The organism is uncultured Mailhella sp., from assembly GCF_947631555.1.
Classification (GTDB): Bacteria; Desulfobacterota; Desulfovibrionia; order Desulfovibrionales; family Desulfovibrionaceae; genus Mailhella.
In genome coordinates this window covers 1-12,891 of record NZ_CANRLT010000070.1, presented here as the reverse complement: position 1 = coordinate 12,891, position 12,891 = coordinate 1, and the positions used below count along the sequence as shown (strand labels likewise).

The 12,891-nt window shown below is 64.1% G+C and carries 13 protein-coding genes; 6 read left to right on the top strand and 7 right to left on the bottom strand.

The genetic code is table 11. The features are described 5' to 3' along the window. From Q0Z94_RS09210 to Q0Z94_RS09180, 7 genes are all read right to left on the bottom strand, one after another. A partial coding sequence (locus tag Q0Z94_RS09210) for a polyprenyl synthetase family protein (RefSeq protein ID WP_298069019.1) occupies positions 1 to 288 on the bottom strand: 288 nt, incomplete at its 3' end. A 243-nt stretch (positions 289 to 531) separates the two neighbouring features. Further along, positions 532 to 1,236 carry a cytochrome b/b6 domain-containing protein gene (locus tag Q0Z94_RS09205; protein ID WP_298069017.1) on the bottom strand — a complete coding sequence of 235 codons (705 nt, stop codon included), beginning with the start codon at positions 1,234 to 1,236 and terminating at the stop codon, positions 532 to 534. Next, a complete protein-coding gene (locus Q0Z94_RS09200) occupies positions 1,233 to 1,988 on the bottom strand; it encodes a 4Fe-4S dicluster domain-containing protein (protein WP_298069015.1) in 756 nt (251 codons plus the stop codon). Before Q0Z94_RS09200 ends, Q0Z94_RS09205 begins: the two co-directional genes overlap by 4 nt. 10 nt (positions 1,989 to 1,998) lie before the next feature. Beyond that, entirely contained in the window at positions 1,999 to 4,155 is a 2,157-nt protein-coding gene (locus tag Q0Z94_RS09195; RefSeq protein ID WP_298069013.1) for a molybdopterin-dependent oxidoreductase, read from the bottom strand. 504 nt (positions 4,156 to 4,659) lie between these two features. Further along, positions 4,660 to 4,947, bottom strand: a complete 288-nt coding sequence (locus Q0Z94_RS09190; RefSeq protein ID WP_298069011.1) for a transcription factor — start codon at positions 4,945 to 4,947, stop codon at positions 4,660 to 4,662. Positions 4,948 to 4,974: 27 nt separating this feature from the next. After that, on the bottom strand, positions 4,975 to 6,144 hold the full coding sequence (locus tag Q0Z94_RS09185; RefSeq protein ID WP_298069009.1) for a hypothetical protein: 1,170 nt from the start codon (positions 6,142 to 6,144) through the stop codon (positions 4,975 to 4,977). Between the two features lie 126 nt (positions 6,145 to 6,270). Beyond that, entirely contained in the window at positions 6,271 to 6,564 is a 294-nt protein-coding gene (locus Q0Z94_RS09180) for a helix-hairpin-helix domain-containing protein (protein ID WP_298069007.1), read from the bottom strand. 596 nt (positions 6,565 to 7,160) lie between these two features. On the opposite strand from Q0Z94_RS09180, the gene Q0Z94_RS09175 reads away from it, so the two are divergent. The 6 genes from Q0Z94_RS09175 to Q0Z94_RS09150 all read left to right on the top strand — a co-directional run. Further along, positions 7,161 to 7,364, top strand: a complete 204-nt coding sequence (locus Q0Z94_RS09175; RefSeq protein ID WP_298069005.1) for a DUF2065 domain-containing protein — start codon at positions 7,161 to 7,163, stop codon at positions 7,362 to 7,364. A gap of 10 nt (positions 7,365 to 7,374) precedes the next feature. Next, positions 7,375 to 8,775 (top strand): bifunctional UDP-N-acetylglucosamine diphosphorylase/glucosamine-1-phosphate N-acetyltransferase GlmU, encoded by a 1,401-nt coding sequence (gene glmU, locus Q0Z94_RS09170; protein ID WP_298069003.1) that lies wholly within the window; start codon positions 7,375 to 7,377, stop codon positions 8,773 to 8,775. A gap of 67 nt (positions 8,776 to 8,842) precedes the next feature. Beyond that, positions 8,843 to 10,159, top strand: coding sequence for a histidinol dehydrogenase (hisD, locus tag Q0Z94_RS09165; protein ID WP_298069001.1), 1,317 nt, complete (start codon positions 8,843 to 8,845; stop codon positions 10,157 to 10,159). A 24-nt stretch (positions 10,160 to 10,183) separates the two neighbouring features. Continuing rightward, a complete protein-coding gene (locus tag Q0Z94_RS09160) occupies positions 10,184 to 11,080 on the top strand; it encodes a phosphoribosylaminoimidazolesuccinocarboxamide synthase (RefSeq protein ID WP_298069000.1) in 897 nt (298 codons plus the stop codon). Between the two features lie 37 nt (positions 11,081 to 11,117). Continuing rightward, the gene (locus Q0Z94_RS09155) at positions 11,118 to 11,882 is read left to right on the top strand and encodes an enoyl-ACP reductase (protein WP_298068996.1); all 765 of its coding nucleotides are present in this window, start codon (positions 11,118 to 11,120) and stop codon (positions 11,880 to 11,882) included. Between the two features lie 271 nt (positions 11,883 to 12,153). Then, a partial coding sequence (locus Q0Z94_RS09150; protein ID WP_298068994.1) for a hypothetical protein occupies positions 12,154 to 12,891 on the top strand: 738 nt, incomplete at its 3' end.

Genomic DNA, 12,891 nt, shown 5'->3' with positions numbered 1-12,891 from the left:
CACGCCCCGTCTCCTGTCCGCGCCATCCAGCACGTCATCGTGCAGCAATGTGGCGGCGTGGATCATTTCGGGAATGCAGGCGAGCCGGTACAGTTCCCCGCCCTCCGCACCGCACATGCGCGCGGCGTTCAGCGTCATCAGGGGCCGGATACGCTTGCCCCCGGCCATGAGTACATGCGCCGCGATCCTGCGGAGCGATTCGGGCATGGCGTCAAGCTCATCCCTGAGCGCCTGCTCGATCTTCGGCTTTTCCCAGGTCAGGACGGAAACAAACGTCATCATACCCATAGAGAACCCCTTCGCGTCAGATACGGCAGCAAAGCCTCCAGGGCCTTGCTCCCCGAGGCATTTCCTCCCGCGCTCCCGCCTTCAATCCTGAGCTGCCCCGGCTTCAAGTCCGGAATCAGAACCAGAAGGAAGGATGCGCCGTCCCTCCTTTGTGACCGCAATCTGCGTTCTCTGCAAGCCCTTTTCCTGCGGCCGGCAGGACGCGCGGCTTTTTCCGCTCTTCCGGCGTCTGCCCCTGCCCCGTCAGCCGTTTTTCTTCAGGGCGGCGTACCAGAGCGGGTTGTGGTGTTCAGCGTGGCTTTCGGGCACAAAGCCGGTGAACATGGAACGCAGGGCCGGGCCTTCGCCGGGGGCCAGCGCCGCCATGTAGATGTGGACGGGCAGGAAAATCGCCATCAGGCCCGCGCAGCAGAAATGCGCGAAAATGCACCACTGAAGCACGCTTTCCGAAACGGCCCATTCCGAAGCACCGGAACAGAAGCCCATGACAAGCCCCGTCACGGCAAGACCCGCGCTGGAGAGCACCGCGAGCACGGCCACCAGGCGCTGACCGGCGTTGTAGAAGCCCTGCGGGGGAAGCGCCGGGTCGATGCCGAGCTTCCGGGTCTGCTTCGGGCCGAGCACCAGCCACAGGCCCTTTTTCGCACACCAGAGCATGTCGCTTTTAACGTCGAAGGAGGTCACCTCACGCAGGAAGGGCAGCGCTTCTCTGCGGCCGAACACAACGAGGTAAAGCGCGTAGACGGCCACCCACAGCGTTCCCACAGCAAGGTGCGCCACCAGAAGGCCGCGGTCTCCGAAAAGCCCCTGCCAGCACTCTTCCCACCAGCGGCCCACGGGCTGCATGTCCCCGGCGAGCAGCGCGAAGCCCGAAAAAAGCAGAAAGATCCAGCACACGGCGTTGAACCAGTGCATGAAGATCGCGGAACGGGAATGTCGCCGTATCATGCCTTGTCCTCCTTGTCTCTGCCGCCTTCAGCGTTCCGGCGTTCCCGCTCCAGCTCCTCGTCTTCCTTTTCCGAAGATTTGACGAGCTGGCGCACGAAGGTTCCCGCCAGTGCCGCAAGAACCAGTCCGCCCGTCCACTTGACGCCCCTGGCCAGCGGGCGCATGGCGTCCAGCCTGCTCCCCGTGCTTCCGGCGGGAAGCTCTGCCGGCGTGGTGGCGTCAAGATAGGCCAGCGTGGGCCTGGCGCCGCTCCCCGCCGGGATGACGTGCACGGCCTTTCTGGAGGCAAGCGCCTTTGCCGCGTCCGATGCGGGATCGTCGGCGTCTCCGAAAATGCGGCAGTGCGTGGGGCACACGGCGACGCAGGCCGGCGTCTGCCCGGGTGTGCTGCCGCGGCAGTAGTCGCACTTGTCCGCCGTGCCGGTGAGGGGATGGCGGAAGCGCGCATGGTAGGGACAGGCGTCGATGCAGCTTCCGCAGCCGATGCAGCGGGAACGGTCGATTTCCACGGCGCCGTCGCGATTCTTCCAGGTGGCGCCCGTGGGACAGGCGCGCACGCAGGAGGGGTCGTCGCAGTGCATACAGGCGCCGGGCTGGAAAGCCGCCCCGCAGGGAGAAGACGCGCTGTCCGTCTCGCGCACCCAGTTGCGCGAAAGCCCGTAGGGCACATGGTTGCGCTGCTGGCAGGCCACAACGCAGGCCTTGCAGTTCATGCACACGCCGGAATCAATAAGCATGACGTATCGCGCCATGACGCACCTCTCACAGTTTTCTCAGGCGGCAGCCCGTGCAGTTGTGCTGCGCGGAAATGCGGTCCCAGTAATTGGGGAGAATGTCGCAGATGGAATCGCTCCGGTTCTCCGCGAGCGGTGTGGTGCGGCAGCAGTTAGCCGGGGTGAACACCGCCCCGGGAAGCACGTTTTCCGTGATGTCCACCCAGCACTCGAGTCCGCCCTTGACGGTTTCCAGCATGACCTTGTCGTTCTGGACAAGCCCCAGCTCCTCCGCCGTGCGGGGGTTCACCTGCACGAAACGACCGTTTGAGAACTGCGCCATGGAACGGGCGAAGTTGGTCAGCGTCTGCTGCCAGTGCCAGAGCTGCTTGCCCTGGGTGAGGATGAGCGGAAATTCCTTTTTGCCGTCCCTGGCCGCGGGATGCCCCTTGGGGTAGTCCCAGCGGTCAATGCCGCCGAACACGCGGTCGGCCACGGTCATTTTGCCCGTGGGGGTGAGCAGCTTCCCCTCGCTGAACACCGTGCCCGTGCGCTCTCCGGCCCCCTCCTCGAAAAGCGGCCAGGTCACGGTGGAAGAGGCGCGCATCCGCTCCACGCTCAAGCCCTTCCACGAGGGAACCAGCTGCTGAAGCATACGGCACAGCGCTTCAGGATCCTTAAAATCGGGGTAGCGCTCCGGGTCAAGCCTGCGGCCCACATCGCGGTAGAACTGCCAGGCCGGGACGCAGGAGCCGGGGGCCTGAACCAGCTTTTCGCGCCAGGCCACCTGGTTTTCGTTGCCGTAGCCGCAGCCCTGGCTTTCCGGACCAAAGGCCGCGGGGATGAACAGGGTGGAAACTTCGGACTCCTCGTCCAGGAAGAAGCCCATGTGCACCACGAAAGGCACCTTTTCTATGGCCTTGCGCACGCCCAGGGCATCGGGATTGCGGCGGTAGCTGGAATTGAGGAAGAGCACGTCCAGATTCTTCTTTTCCATGGTCATGCGCAGACGGCGGAAGTTCATCTTCGGCGTCTTGTTCTCGCCAAAGAAGTGGTCCACCAGCTCTTCGCCGCCGCCGGGCTTGCCGCTCTGGAAGGTGAGCATACCCTTGCCTTCGCCGATGAGGTTGTCCCGGAGCGCCTGAAGCAGAATGATGGTCCGGGCCGTGGTGATGCCGTTGGTCTGGCGCGAGAGCGAGCCGCCGAGCCACACGATGGTTCTGCGGCTTTCGGCCAGCGCCTGGTAGAAGGAGAGGATTTCCTCCTGAGAAAGTTTCGTCACCTCCGCCACGCGCTCAAGCGTGAACTTCTCCGTCTGCGGCGCGAGGTTCTCGAAATCCTCGATCTGGAAGCGGGCGCGCTCTTCGTCATAAGCCCCCTGCTCCAGCACCCAGCGGATGGCTCCCAGCGCAAGCACGCCGTCCGTGCCGGGCTGCGGGCGGAACTGCCGGTCGCACCACAGGCTGGTGCGCGTGCGCCGCGGATCGATGTACAGAATCCTTGCCCCGTGTTCGCGGGCGGCTTTGAGCCAGCGCGTGTAGGGCGGATAGAGGTCGTTGACGTTCGCGCCCCAGAGCACCACGGTTTCCGCCTTGAGCAGTTCGTCCACCTGTGTGGAACCGCTGTTCACGCCGAGCATGAGTCCCAGCATGTTGGAGGCCGTAGACACGCAGGTTTCGCCCGGAGGCATGGCCTGTACGCTGCCCACGGTGCGCAGGGTCATGAGCGCCGCGATTTCCGATTCCAGGCAGTCCCAGAGCGGCATGGTGAGAGCCACGCGGTTGCCGCCCTTGTCGCCGTACTTGTCGCGCACAGCCTTGAGGCGCTCCGCCGTCATGGCCACGGCTTCCTCATAGCTGATCCTGCGCCAGCTTCCGTCTGCCTCGTGGAACATCGGTTCCGTGATGCGGAAAGGACTGTCCATCAGCTCCAGGATGGACATGCCCTTGGGACACATGGCCCCGCCGGTCCAGTAGTTCCCGGCATCGCCGGTGACGCTGAGAATCTTCCCGTCCTGAACGCGGGCCGTGTAGGTGCAGCGCACCTGGCAGAACGGGCAGTAGCCCTTGGACTCCGTCACCGGTCCGCCCTGCGGGGGGACATAGCCGATGGCGCGGGCCTTGCCTGGGGAAGCGATGGCTGCGCCGCCTGCGAGCAGTGCCGCGCTGAGCTTGAGAAAATTCCTTCGGGAATAGCCGTCGGGCATGGGAAACCTGCCTTGTGAACGGTTACAGATGCGTATTCTGCCGCCTGCGCCCCGCCGCCTCTTGTCCGCCGAAGCAGGGAGGGCGGCTTTCCCCGGACGCGCTTCCTGCCGGGGAGACGGAAAATTTTTTGACCTGCCCCTTCTGCCGGCAGCATTCTCCGCTGACTTTGAAGGGAAGGCAGGGTGGCAGGGAAGCCGCGGCCGGTGAAACAGAAAAACCAGCCCCCAGACTCGGAAGGGACGCCCTGCCGTCTTCAGGGAAAGCCCCGGGGAGAAGATACGGCGGGGCACTCTGTTTCTAACACGATTCTTCCCCGCCGCGCCGGAAGTTTGCAAAAGTTTACAATCGCCTCGTTTCCGCTTCAGGGGGAAAGCGGGAGCGGAAAACCGGCCGCGCCCCGTTCACGCCCCGCTGCCGGAAAAGCCCGCGGGGAGAAAAGGCGATACGGCGCGGGGCCGGATAAAAAAAGCACGGGGCCGCAGAATCCCCGTGCCGGTTCGATGCTATTTGAACACGTCCATGCCCTTCAGCTGTTCATCATACATCTTGCCGTACCAGCGGCTGATGAAGTGAACAGTGGAACGGCAGGCCTTGCCGATGACAAGGTCGATGTTCTTGCCCTGGGCACGCGTGACGAGGTTGCCGGTCTTGGCCTTGGCGGTCTCGACATGCCACGCCTTCACGGTGGTGCCGTCAAATTCATCGATAACGATCTTGAACTGGTTGTCAGGACCAACAAACACGTTGTTGGCTCCGCCGTCAAGCACGATCGCTTCCTTGTTGGCGATCATGACTTCGTGCGGATAGGTGCACGTCGCTCAGGTCTCGGGACGTGCCAGGAACCGCGTGTCCGTAGGCCAGTCGGATCCGTTCTGCACGTCGATGACATCAGAGTACGCAACCAGTTCCACCTTACCGTCCTTGAACGGGTTGCCGGGGCGAATGTTCAGATGCACAAGCGTCTTGCCGTCCTTGGAAACGACGTAGCACTTGTCGCGCTCCACCATGGACTGCATGAGCCACTTGGCATTCTTGGAGTCGATGTAGAGCTTCTTTGTGGTCACGGCGCCGGACTTTTCGGTGATGGACACCTCCACGCTGTCCTTGCCGATGTTCTTCACCGCCACCTTCGCATCGCCAACCGCAAAGGCCGCGCCGTCCGCGTAGGTGCCGGTCACGGGCCTGGCAGTGGACATAAAGAGGTCGGTGCAGCTGTCCGTGCCCAGTTCACGCACATGAACGTTGTTCTGTTCGTCAATCTTGTCCACGACAACGTAGGTGCGGCCCACGCTGGCCACGTTGCTGCCGTAGTCAAAGCGGGAGAGGTTGTTCGTCTCGTCGGGCACGGTGTGGCCCACGGGCTGCTTGGAGCCGTTGACCAGTGCGCCGTTCGCGGCATCATTGCTGATGCTCGTGCCCACCTTCACGGGGAAGGAGGCACCGTAGTAGTTGCCCGTGGTCTTCACAACCTTGAAGACAGCTTCCTTGCCGTCAGCCAGACCGTAGGTGGTCCAGCCTTCGAGGGAACTCAGTTCCCAGCCGCGGGACTTGTCGGCGTTGCTGGTGATCACGTCGCCCTTCTTCATGACCACGTCGCGCACCACATCGCGGACGTAACGGTCCACGATGACGCGGTACAGCTTGCCGGCCATGGTGATAGGCTCGTTGTCGAAGGGATACCAGTTGCTCGAACGCGCCGTGGTATACAGCCCTTCGGGAGGAATGACGATCTTGCCGTCCTTGATGTAGCTCTGGCGAATGACGATGCCGTCGTTGATGGTACGTTCCGTACCCAGCATGGTCTTCTCGTGAAGGTTGTTCACGAGACCGATCAGCTTGGCAACGACGGCGGCATTCGCGGCCGGGGATTTCATGGCCGCACTGCCGTCGGCAGGCGCCACTCCGGCCGAAGCTACTCCGTTCAAACCGACGGCAAGCAGCAGAGCAAGAGACAGCTTGCCAAGGTTCTTGAGAGTACTCTTCTTCATTAAGAACACCTTTGGTTAAAGGGTGTGTCCGGCCGGTTCAGGCGTTCTGCGCCGCATGAACCTCCCGCCGCCGGGCGTCCGGCAGCGGCCCGGAATCGAAAACAGACACCGCGGGTGAACGCGGCGTCAGCAGTTGCAGTCAAAGCTCGCGACGCCCTTGATCTCGAAATGCTCGTTGATTTCCTTGATCTTGGTATCGGTGATGCCTTCCACTTCCTTCAGCTCTTCATAGCTCGTGAAATCGCCGACGTTTCCACGGTATTCCACGATTTTGGCGGCCAGATCCGGCCCGATGGCGGGATCGGCGGCGAGTTCTTCTTCCGTGGCGCTGTTCAGGTTGGCCTTTTCAGCGGCATAGGCCGTAGTGGTAAAGCACAGGGCGGCAACGGCGAAGCAGGCAAAAAAACGCTTGAAGTCCATGACGGGTTCTCCTCTTCAATAACATAGTATACAGAGCTTCTTCCTTCCTATCCCATCCCGCCAGGCGACGCAACCAGGAACCCCCTTGCGCACTGCAAAAAGTTCTTCACAAGCGCCGCGTCTGCTGCACCCGGGTTTGAGCAATAATGTAGCAAAGCCCTTCAGGGCTTTGCGTCCTGCGCTTGGGAGGGGTTTGCATCCCCTCCCAAGCTACCGCCCCAAAGATACCCCGCCCTTCAGGGCGGGGTGGGGCTCTATCGGCCTAAAGGCCGAGGTCTCAAACCATAAAGGAAGTAAGATGATGAGAGCCAACGTCTGCCGGACATGCTTACACGCCCGGGGTCACTGAGCGGCTCCACCGGCACGGCAGGGGAACATCCGGGAAGAATCACTCCGCTTTTCCGCACTGGGTTTGATTCCGGCTGTTGAACCTGAGTCCCTTTCACCCCATCCCGAGCCTGTCACGCCCGGATTCCATCGAAAAAGGCCGCCGATGCCTTAGCCCTGAACACCCGACTTGCCCCGCCTGCCTTTCCCCTGCCCCGCTTCCCGGAAAAAGGCTTTACATTCGGCCCTTTCGCGGGGATACTTGCCCCATGAATTTCAATTTCTCCCTCTTTTTCTGCGCCCTCGGCCTTGCCGCCGTGCTGGAAGCGCTGCCCTGGATACTTGCGCCCGATGCCATGCGGGACGCCCTTCTGCGCCTTGCCGAACTCCCCGCCCGTCAGGGACGCGCCGCGGGTTTTGTCATTCTGGCCCTGGGGCTGCTGCTCTGCGCCGCCGGGCGTTCTTTCTCCTAGGAAGCGACGTATGGAAGTTCTCACCTCCCTCATTCTTGCCGCGGGCAGGGGAACGCGTATGCCCTCGCCGCGCCCCAAGGTTCTTCAGACCCTGCTGGGGGAAACCATGCTTGCCCTGGTCACGGCCGCGCTCCACGAGCTGGATGGCCGTCAGGAAATCTTCACCCTCGTGGGCAATGCCGCCGCCGAAGTCTCCCGCGAGGCCGAAGCCGCAGCCGCCCGCCTGGGGCGCTCTGCCCGCCTCATCGAACAGAAGGAACAGCGCGGCACGGGGCACGCGCTCATGACCGCCCTGCCCCAGCTCCCGCCTGAGGGCCGCCTGCTCGTGGTCAACGGGGACGCGCCCCTCGTCACCGCAGCCGCCCTGGAACGCTTTCTGGAGCGGGCCTGGGGTGCGGACGTGGCCTTTCTCAGCCTCGAACTGGACGACGCCGCCTCCTACGGCCGCGTGGTGCGCAGGGACGGCGCGGTGCGCGCCATTGTGGAGGCCAAAGATTTCGACCCTGCGCTCTACGGGCCGAAGGAAGAAGCCCGCGAAGTCAACACCGGCATCTACCTCTTTTCCCTGCCCGCCGTGCGTGCCCTGACGCCCCGCCTTGGCCGCGCCAACGCCAGCGGGGAATACTACATCACCGATCTCGCGGCCCTCGGGCTTGAGGCGGGCATGGACGTGCGCGGCATCCGTGCGGAAGGCGCTGGCTGCGAAGCCGCGGCCCTGCTCGGCGTGAACACCCCCGCGGAACTCGCCGAAGCCGAATCCCTGCTTCAGGAGCGCCGCGCGTCCGGGCTGCTGGCCTCCGGCGTCATCCTGCATCAGCGCGAATCCGTGCGTGTCAGCCCCTTCTCGAGGGTGGAAGCAGGCGCGGAGCTGTTCGGTCCCTGCGAAATCTATGGCGACAGCCGCATTGAGAGCGGCGCACGTGTACGCTCCCACTGCGTCCTTCGGGACGCCGTGATCCGCGGCGGTGCCGAAATCCGCGAATTCTGCCACATCGACTCCGCGGAAGCGCGCAAGGGCGCCGTCATCGGGCCTTACGCCCGCCTGCGGCCCCAGACGCTCATCGACGAAGACGCCCACGCGGGCAGCTTTGTGGAAATCAAGAAGACCCGCCTCGGCAAGGGTTCCAAGGCCAACCACCTCACCTACCTCGGCGACACCGAAGCCGGGCCGGGGGTGAACTTCGGCGCGGGAACCATCACCTGCAACTATGACGGCGTGAACAAGCACCGCACCGTCATCGGCGCAAACTGCTTCATCGGCAGCAACACGGCCTTTGTGGCCCCGGTCAGCGTGGGTGAAGGCGCGCTCGTGGGCGCCGGCTCCGTCATCGTGGAAGACGTGCCGCCGCATTCCCTCGCCCTCGGGCGCGGGCGCCAGGTGGTGAAGCCCCTGAAGAAGACGTCCGCTTGACACAAACCCGCCGAACAGCGCATGGTGAACGACGTACCGGCCGCACGCCGGGTTCAAGGAGTATATGATGTCCTGTCCTGTCCTGCATGTAAAATCCCTGGCCGACCCTGAACTTGAGTCCTTCCTTCAGCGCCTGTCCGCACGCGGCGAACCCGCCGGTGACTCCGGCGCGGAAGTGGAAGCTCAGGTGCGCGCCATACTCGCCGATGTGCGGGAACGCGGGGATCAGGCCCTGCTCGAACGCACCCGTCAGTTCGACGCCCCGGACATGGAAGCGCCCTTCTCCGTGTCTCAGGAAGAACTTGCCCGCGCCGCGGCCTCCATTTCCGTGGAGGAACGCAGCATCATCACCGAAGCCGCCGCCCACATCCGCGCCTTCCATGAGGCCCAGAAGGACCAATCGTGGTTCATCACCCGCGAAGACGGCTCCATCCTCGGACAGAAAGTCGAACCCGTGGATCGCGCCGGGCTTTACGTTCCCGGCGGCAAGGGCGGCGACACCCCGCTCATCTCCTCCATGCTCATGGGGGCCATCCCCGCGCAGGTGGCTGGCGTACGGGAAATCGCCGTGGTCACGCCCCCGCGCAGCGACGGCACGCTCAATCCTTATATGCTGGCCGCGGCCTACCTTCTGGACATCAACGAAGTCTACCGCGTGGGCGGCCCCTGGGCTGTGGCGGCGCTGGCCTGGGGCACCAGGGAAATCCGCCCCGTGGATGTCATCGCCGGGCCGGGCAACATCTTTGTGACCACGGCCAAGAAGCTGGTGCAGGGCAAGGTGGGCATCGACATGATCGCCGGACCGAGTGAAATCCTCGTCCTGGCCGACGATGGCGCCAACTCCGAATGGGTGGCCGCCGACCTGCTCTCGCAGGCGGAACACGACAAACTGGCCTCCGCCGTCTTTGTCACGGACAGCGCCGTCCTTGCCGGCCGCGTGGCCGCCGCCCTGGAACGCCGCGTGGCCGGACTGCCCCGCGAAGACATCGCCCGCGCAGCCCTTGAACACTGGAGCGCCATCGTCCACGTCCCGAACCTGTCTCTGGGCGTGGAGCTTGCCAACCGCATCGCTCCGGAACACATGGAAGTCTGCACGGCCCAGCCCTGGAACCTGCTTCCGACCATACGCCATGCGGGCGCGGTGTTCCTCGGCCACTACGCCCCGGAACCCGTGGGCGACTACTACGCCGGGCCGAACCACGTCCTGCCCACCCTGGGCACGGCGCGGCATTCCTCCGCCCTGAGCGTACAGACCTTCTGCAAGCGTACCAGCATTGTGGCCACATCCCCGGCCTTTACCCGCGGTTTTGCCGCTTCCATCGCGCGCCTTGCCCGCATGGAAGGACTGGAAGCCCACGCCCGTTCCGTGGAACTGCGCGCCTGAACATCCCAGAAATCGAGGTACTCCATGCCCTATTCCGTCATCACCTCCACCAATCTCCCCGGCTTCACCCTCAAGTCCCGCGGCAAGGTTCGCGACATCTACGAAATCGACGCGGACACCCTGCTCATCGTGGCCACGGACCGCATGTCCGCCTTCGACGTCATCCTCGGCGACCCCATCCCGCTGAAGGGCGTCATCCTCACCCAGCTCACCCGCTTCTGGATGCAGCGCTTCGCCCACCTCGTGCCCAACCACATCAAGGAAATGGACATCGACAAGTACCCTGCCGCGCTCCAGCCCTACCGCGATCAGCTTGAAGGCCGCTCCATGCTCGTGCACCGGGCCGAACCGCTGAAGGCGGAATGCATTGTGCGCGGCTACCTGGCAGGCTCCGGCTGGAAGTCCTACAAGGCCTCCCGCACACTCTGCGGCTACAGCCTGCCGGACGGGCTTGAGGAATCCTCCAGACTGCCGGACGTGCTGTTCACGCCTTCCACCAAGGGGGAACCCGGCGTCCACGACGAAAACATCTCCGTGGCCCGGATGGAAGACATCGTGGGCAGGGAACTGACGCAGAAAGTGGCGCAGCTCTCCGTGTCCATGTACAGGGAAGCCGCGGAATACGCCGCCGGGCGCGGTATCATCATTGCCGACACCAAGTTTGAATTCGGCCTTGTGGACGGCAGGCTGACCCTCATCGACGAAGTGCTCACCCCCGATTCCTCGCGCTTCTGGCCCGCCCACGGCTACCAGCCCGGCAGGAGCCAGCCGAGCTTCGACAAGCAGTACCTGCGCGACTGGCTGGAAATGCAGGACTGGGACAAGACGCCCCCGGCGCCGAAGCTCTCCGCCATTGTCAAGGAAACCACCACGCGCAAGTATCACGAAGCCTACGAACTCATCACCGGCGAATCGCTCTGAGCCTGATCCCCAACGTACCAACCACAAGGAAACACCGATGCTTCTCGAAGGCAAGAAAGCCGCCATTTTCGGCGTGGCCAACAAACACAGCATAGCCTATGGCATCTCTTCCGCCTTCCGGCGGGAAGGAGCGAAACTCTGCTTCAGCTACCTGAACGACGCCCTGAAAAAGCGCGTGGAACCCATCTGCGCCGAACTCGGCGGGGACTTCACCTTCCCCTGCGACGTCTCCAGCGATGACGACATCGCCCGCTCTGCGGAACTCGTCCGCGAACAGTGGGGACAGGTGGACGTACTCGTGCATTCCGTGGCCTTCGCCGCCAGAGACGACCTCAAGGGCCGCTTCCTGGACACTTCCCGCGAGGGCTTCAAGCTGGCGCTGGACATCTCCGCCTATTCCCTCGTGGGACTGTGCCGCGCCTTCGCGCCCCTGCTCGCCCCGGGCGCGTCGGTGATCTGCATGACCTACTACGGCTCGCAGAAGATGATTCCCAACTACAACGTCATGGGCGTGGCCAAGGCCGCTCTGGAAGCCTCGGTGCGCTACCTGGCCACGGACTTCGGGCCTGAAGGCATCCGTGTGAACGCCATCAGCGCCGGACCTATCCGCACGCTGGCATCCTCGGGCATCTCCGACTTTCATCAGATCGGCAACATGTTCGAACAGCGCGCTCCCCTGCGCCGCCTCGTCACCATCGAGGACGTGGGCAATACCGCCGTCTACCTCGCCTCGCCTCTGAGCGCCGCCGTCACCGGCGAAGTGGTCTACGCGGACAACGGCTTCCGCACCACGGCGCTCTAAGTCCGGCGCCTTCGCGGGGTCTCCGGCACTTGCCCTCAGGCCCGCACCGGTTTATGATGAACGGTCTTCCGAAAACTCGGAGGGCCGTTCTTTCCTAGCCATGAACCGCGCTTATGCGCCAGGCCGCCAGGCTTTCTCCGCAGCCGGCACAAGGACTTGTGCAGATCGCCCCCTGAAGGAAAGGGGGAAAGGGCTTCCACCGGCTTCGCCGTTCTGTCCATCACGCGTTTACCCCTGAAGGGGAACGTTTGAAACCTCAAAGGAACTCCTGATGAAACGCTTCCGTTCCGCTGTTCTCCTCATGCTCTGCCTCGTGCTTCTCGCTTCGGGCTGTCAGTATGTGCCCAGAAGCGTGACTTCCCTGTTCCAGCCCCAGAGGGACGAAGTGGCCGCGTGGCTGTCCGGCATCGCCTCCCTGCCGCCGGAACAGCAGGGCCTGGCTGCCGCCAGGATGCGTGAGGACGGGAAGGCTTCCCCGGCTCTGCGCGAACGCGCCCTGTCGGTCATGGCCAGCCGCCCGGGAAGCCGTGCCGCCGCGGCTAGGAGCGACCTTTCCCAGCTGGCCGCCCGCGCTGACGCGGCCAGACGCGCCTCCCTGGAACGCGCGTACTGGACAGACCTGGACGGCATGGACGCAGCCTCCATGCGCGCTGCTGCCGCTGCCGTCTCCTCCGCCGAAGAGACGCGCTTCCCGTGGAATCTTCTCCTGCTCAAGGCCGCCCGCCGCGGTCTCGTCGCAGACAGCGCGGCCGTGCTGTCCCGCGTCGCCGTGCCCGGGCTTTATGCCAACCCCGCGGCTCTCGGCATTTCTGCCGCGCCCCTGCCCGCGGACAACGCCATACACGCGGCCCTTGTCGTGCCCCTGTCCGGAAACGGCTCAAGCCTGGGCCGGCAGATGGCGGCCGGGGCCGCAGCCGCTGTGGACACGCTGCGCAGCCGCGGACTCACTCTGGACGTGCGCGTCATTGATGCCGCCGCCGGAGACAATGACGCGCACGTCCAGAGTGAG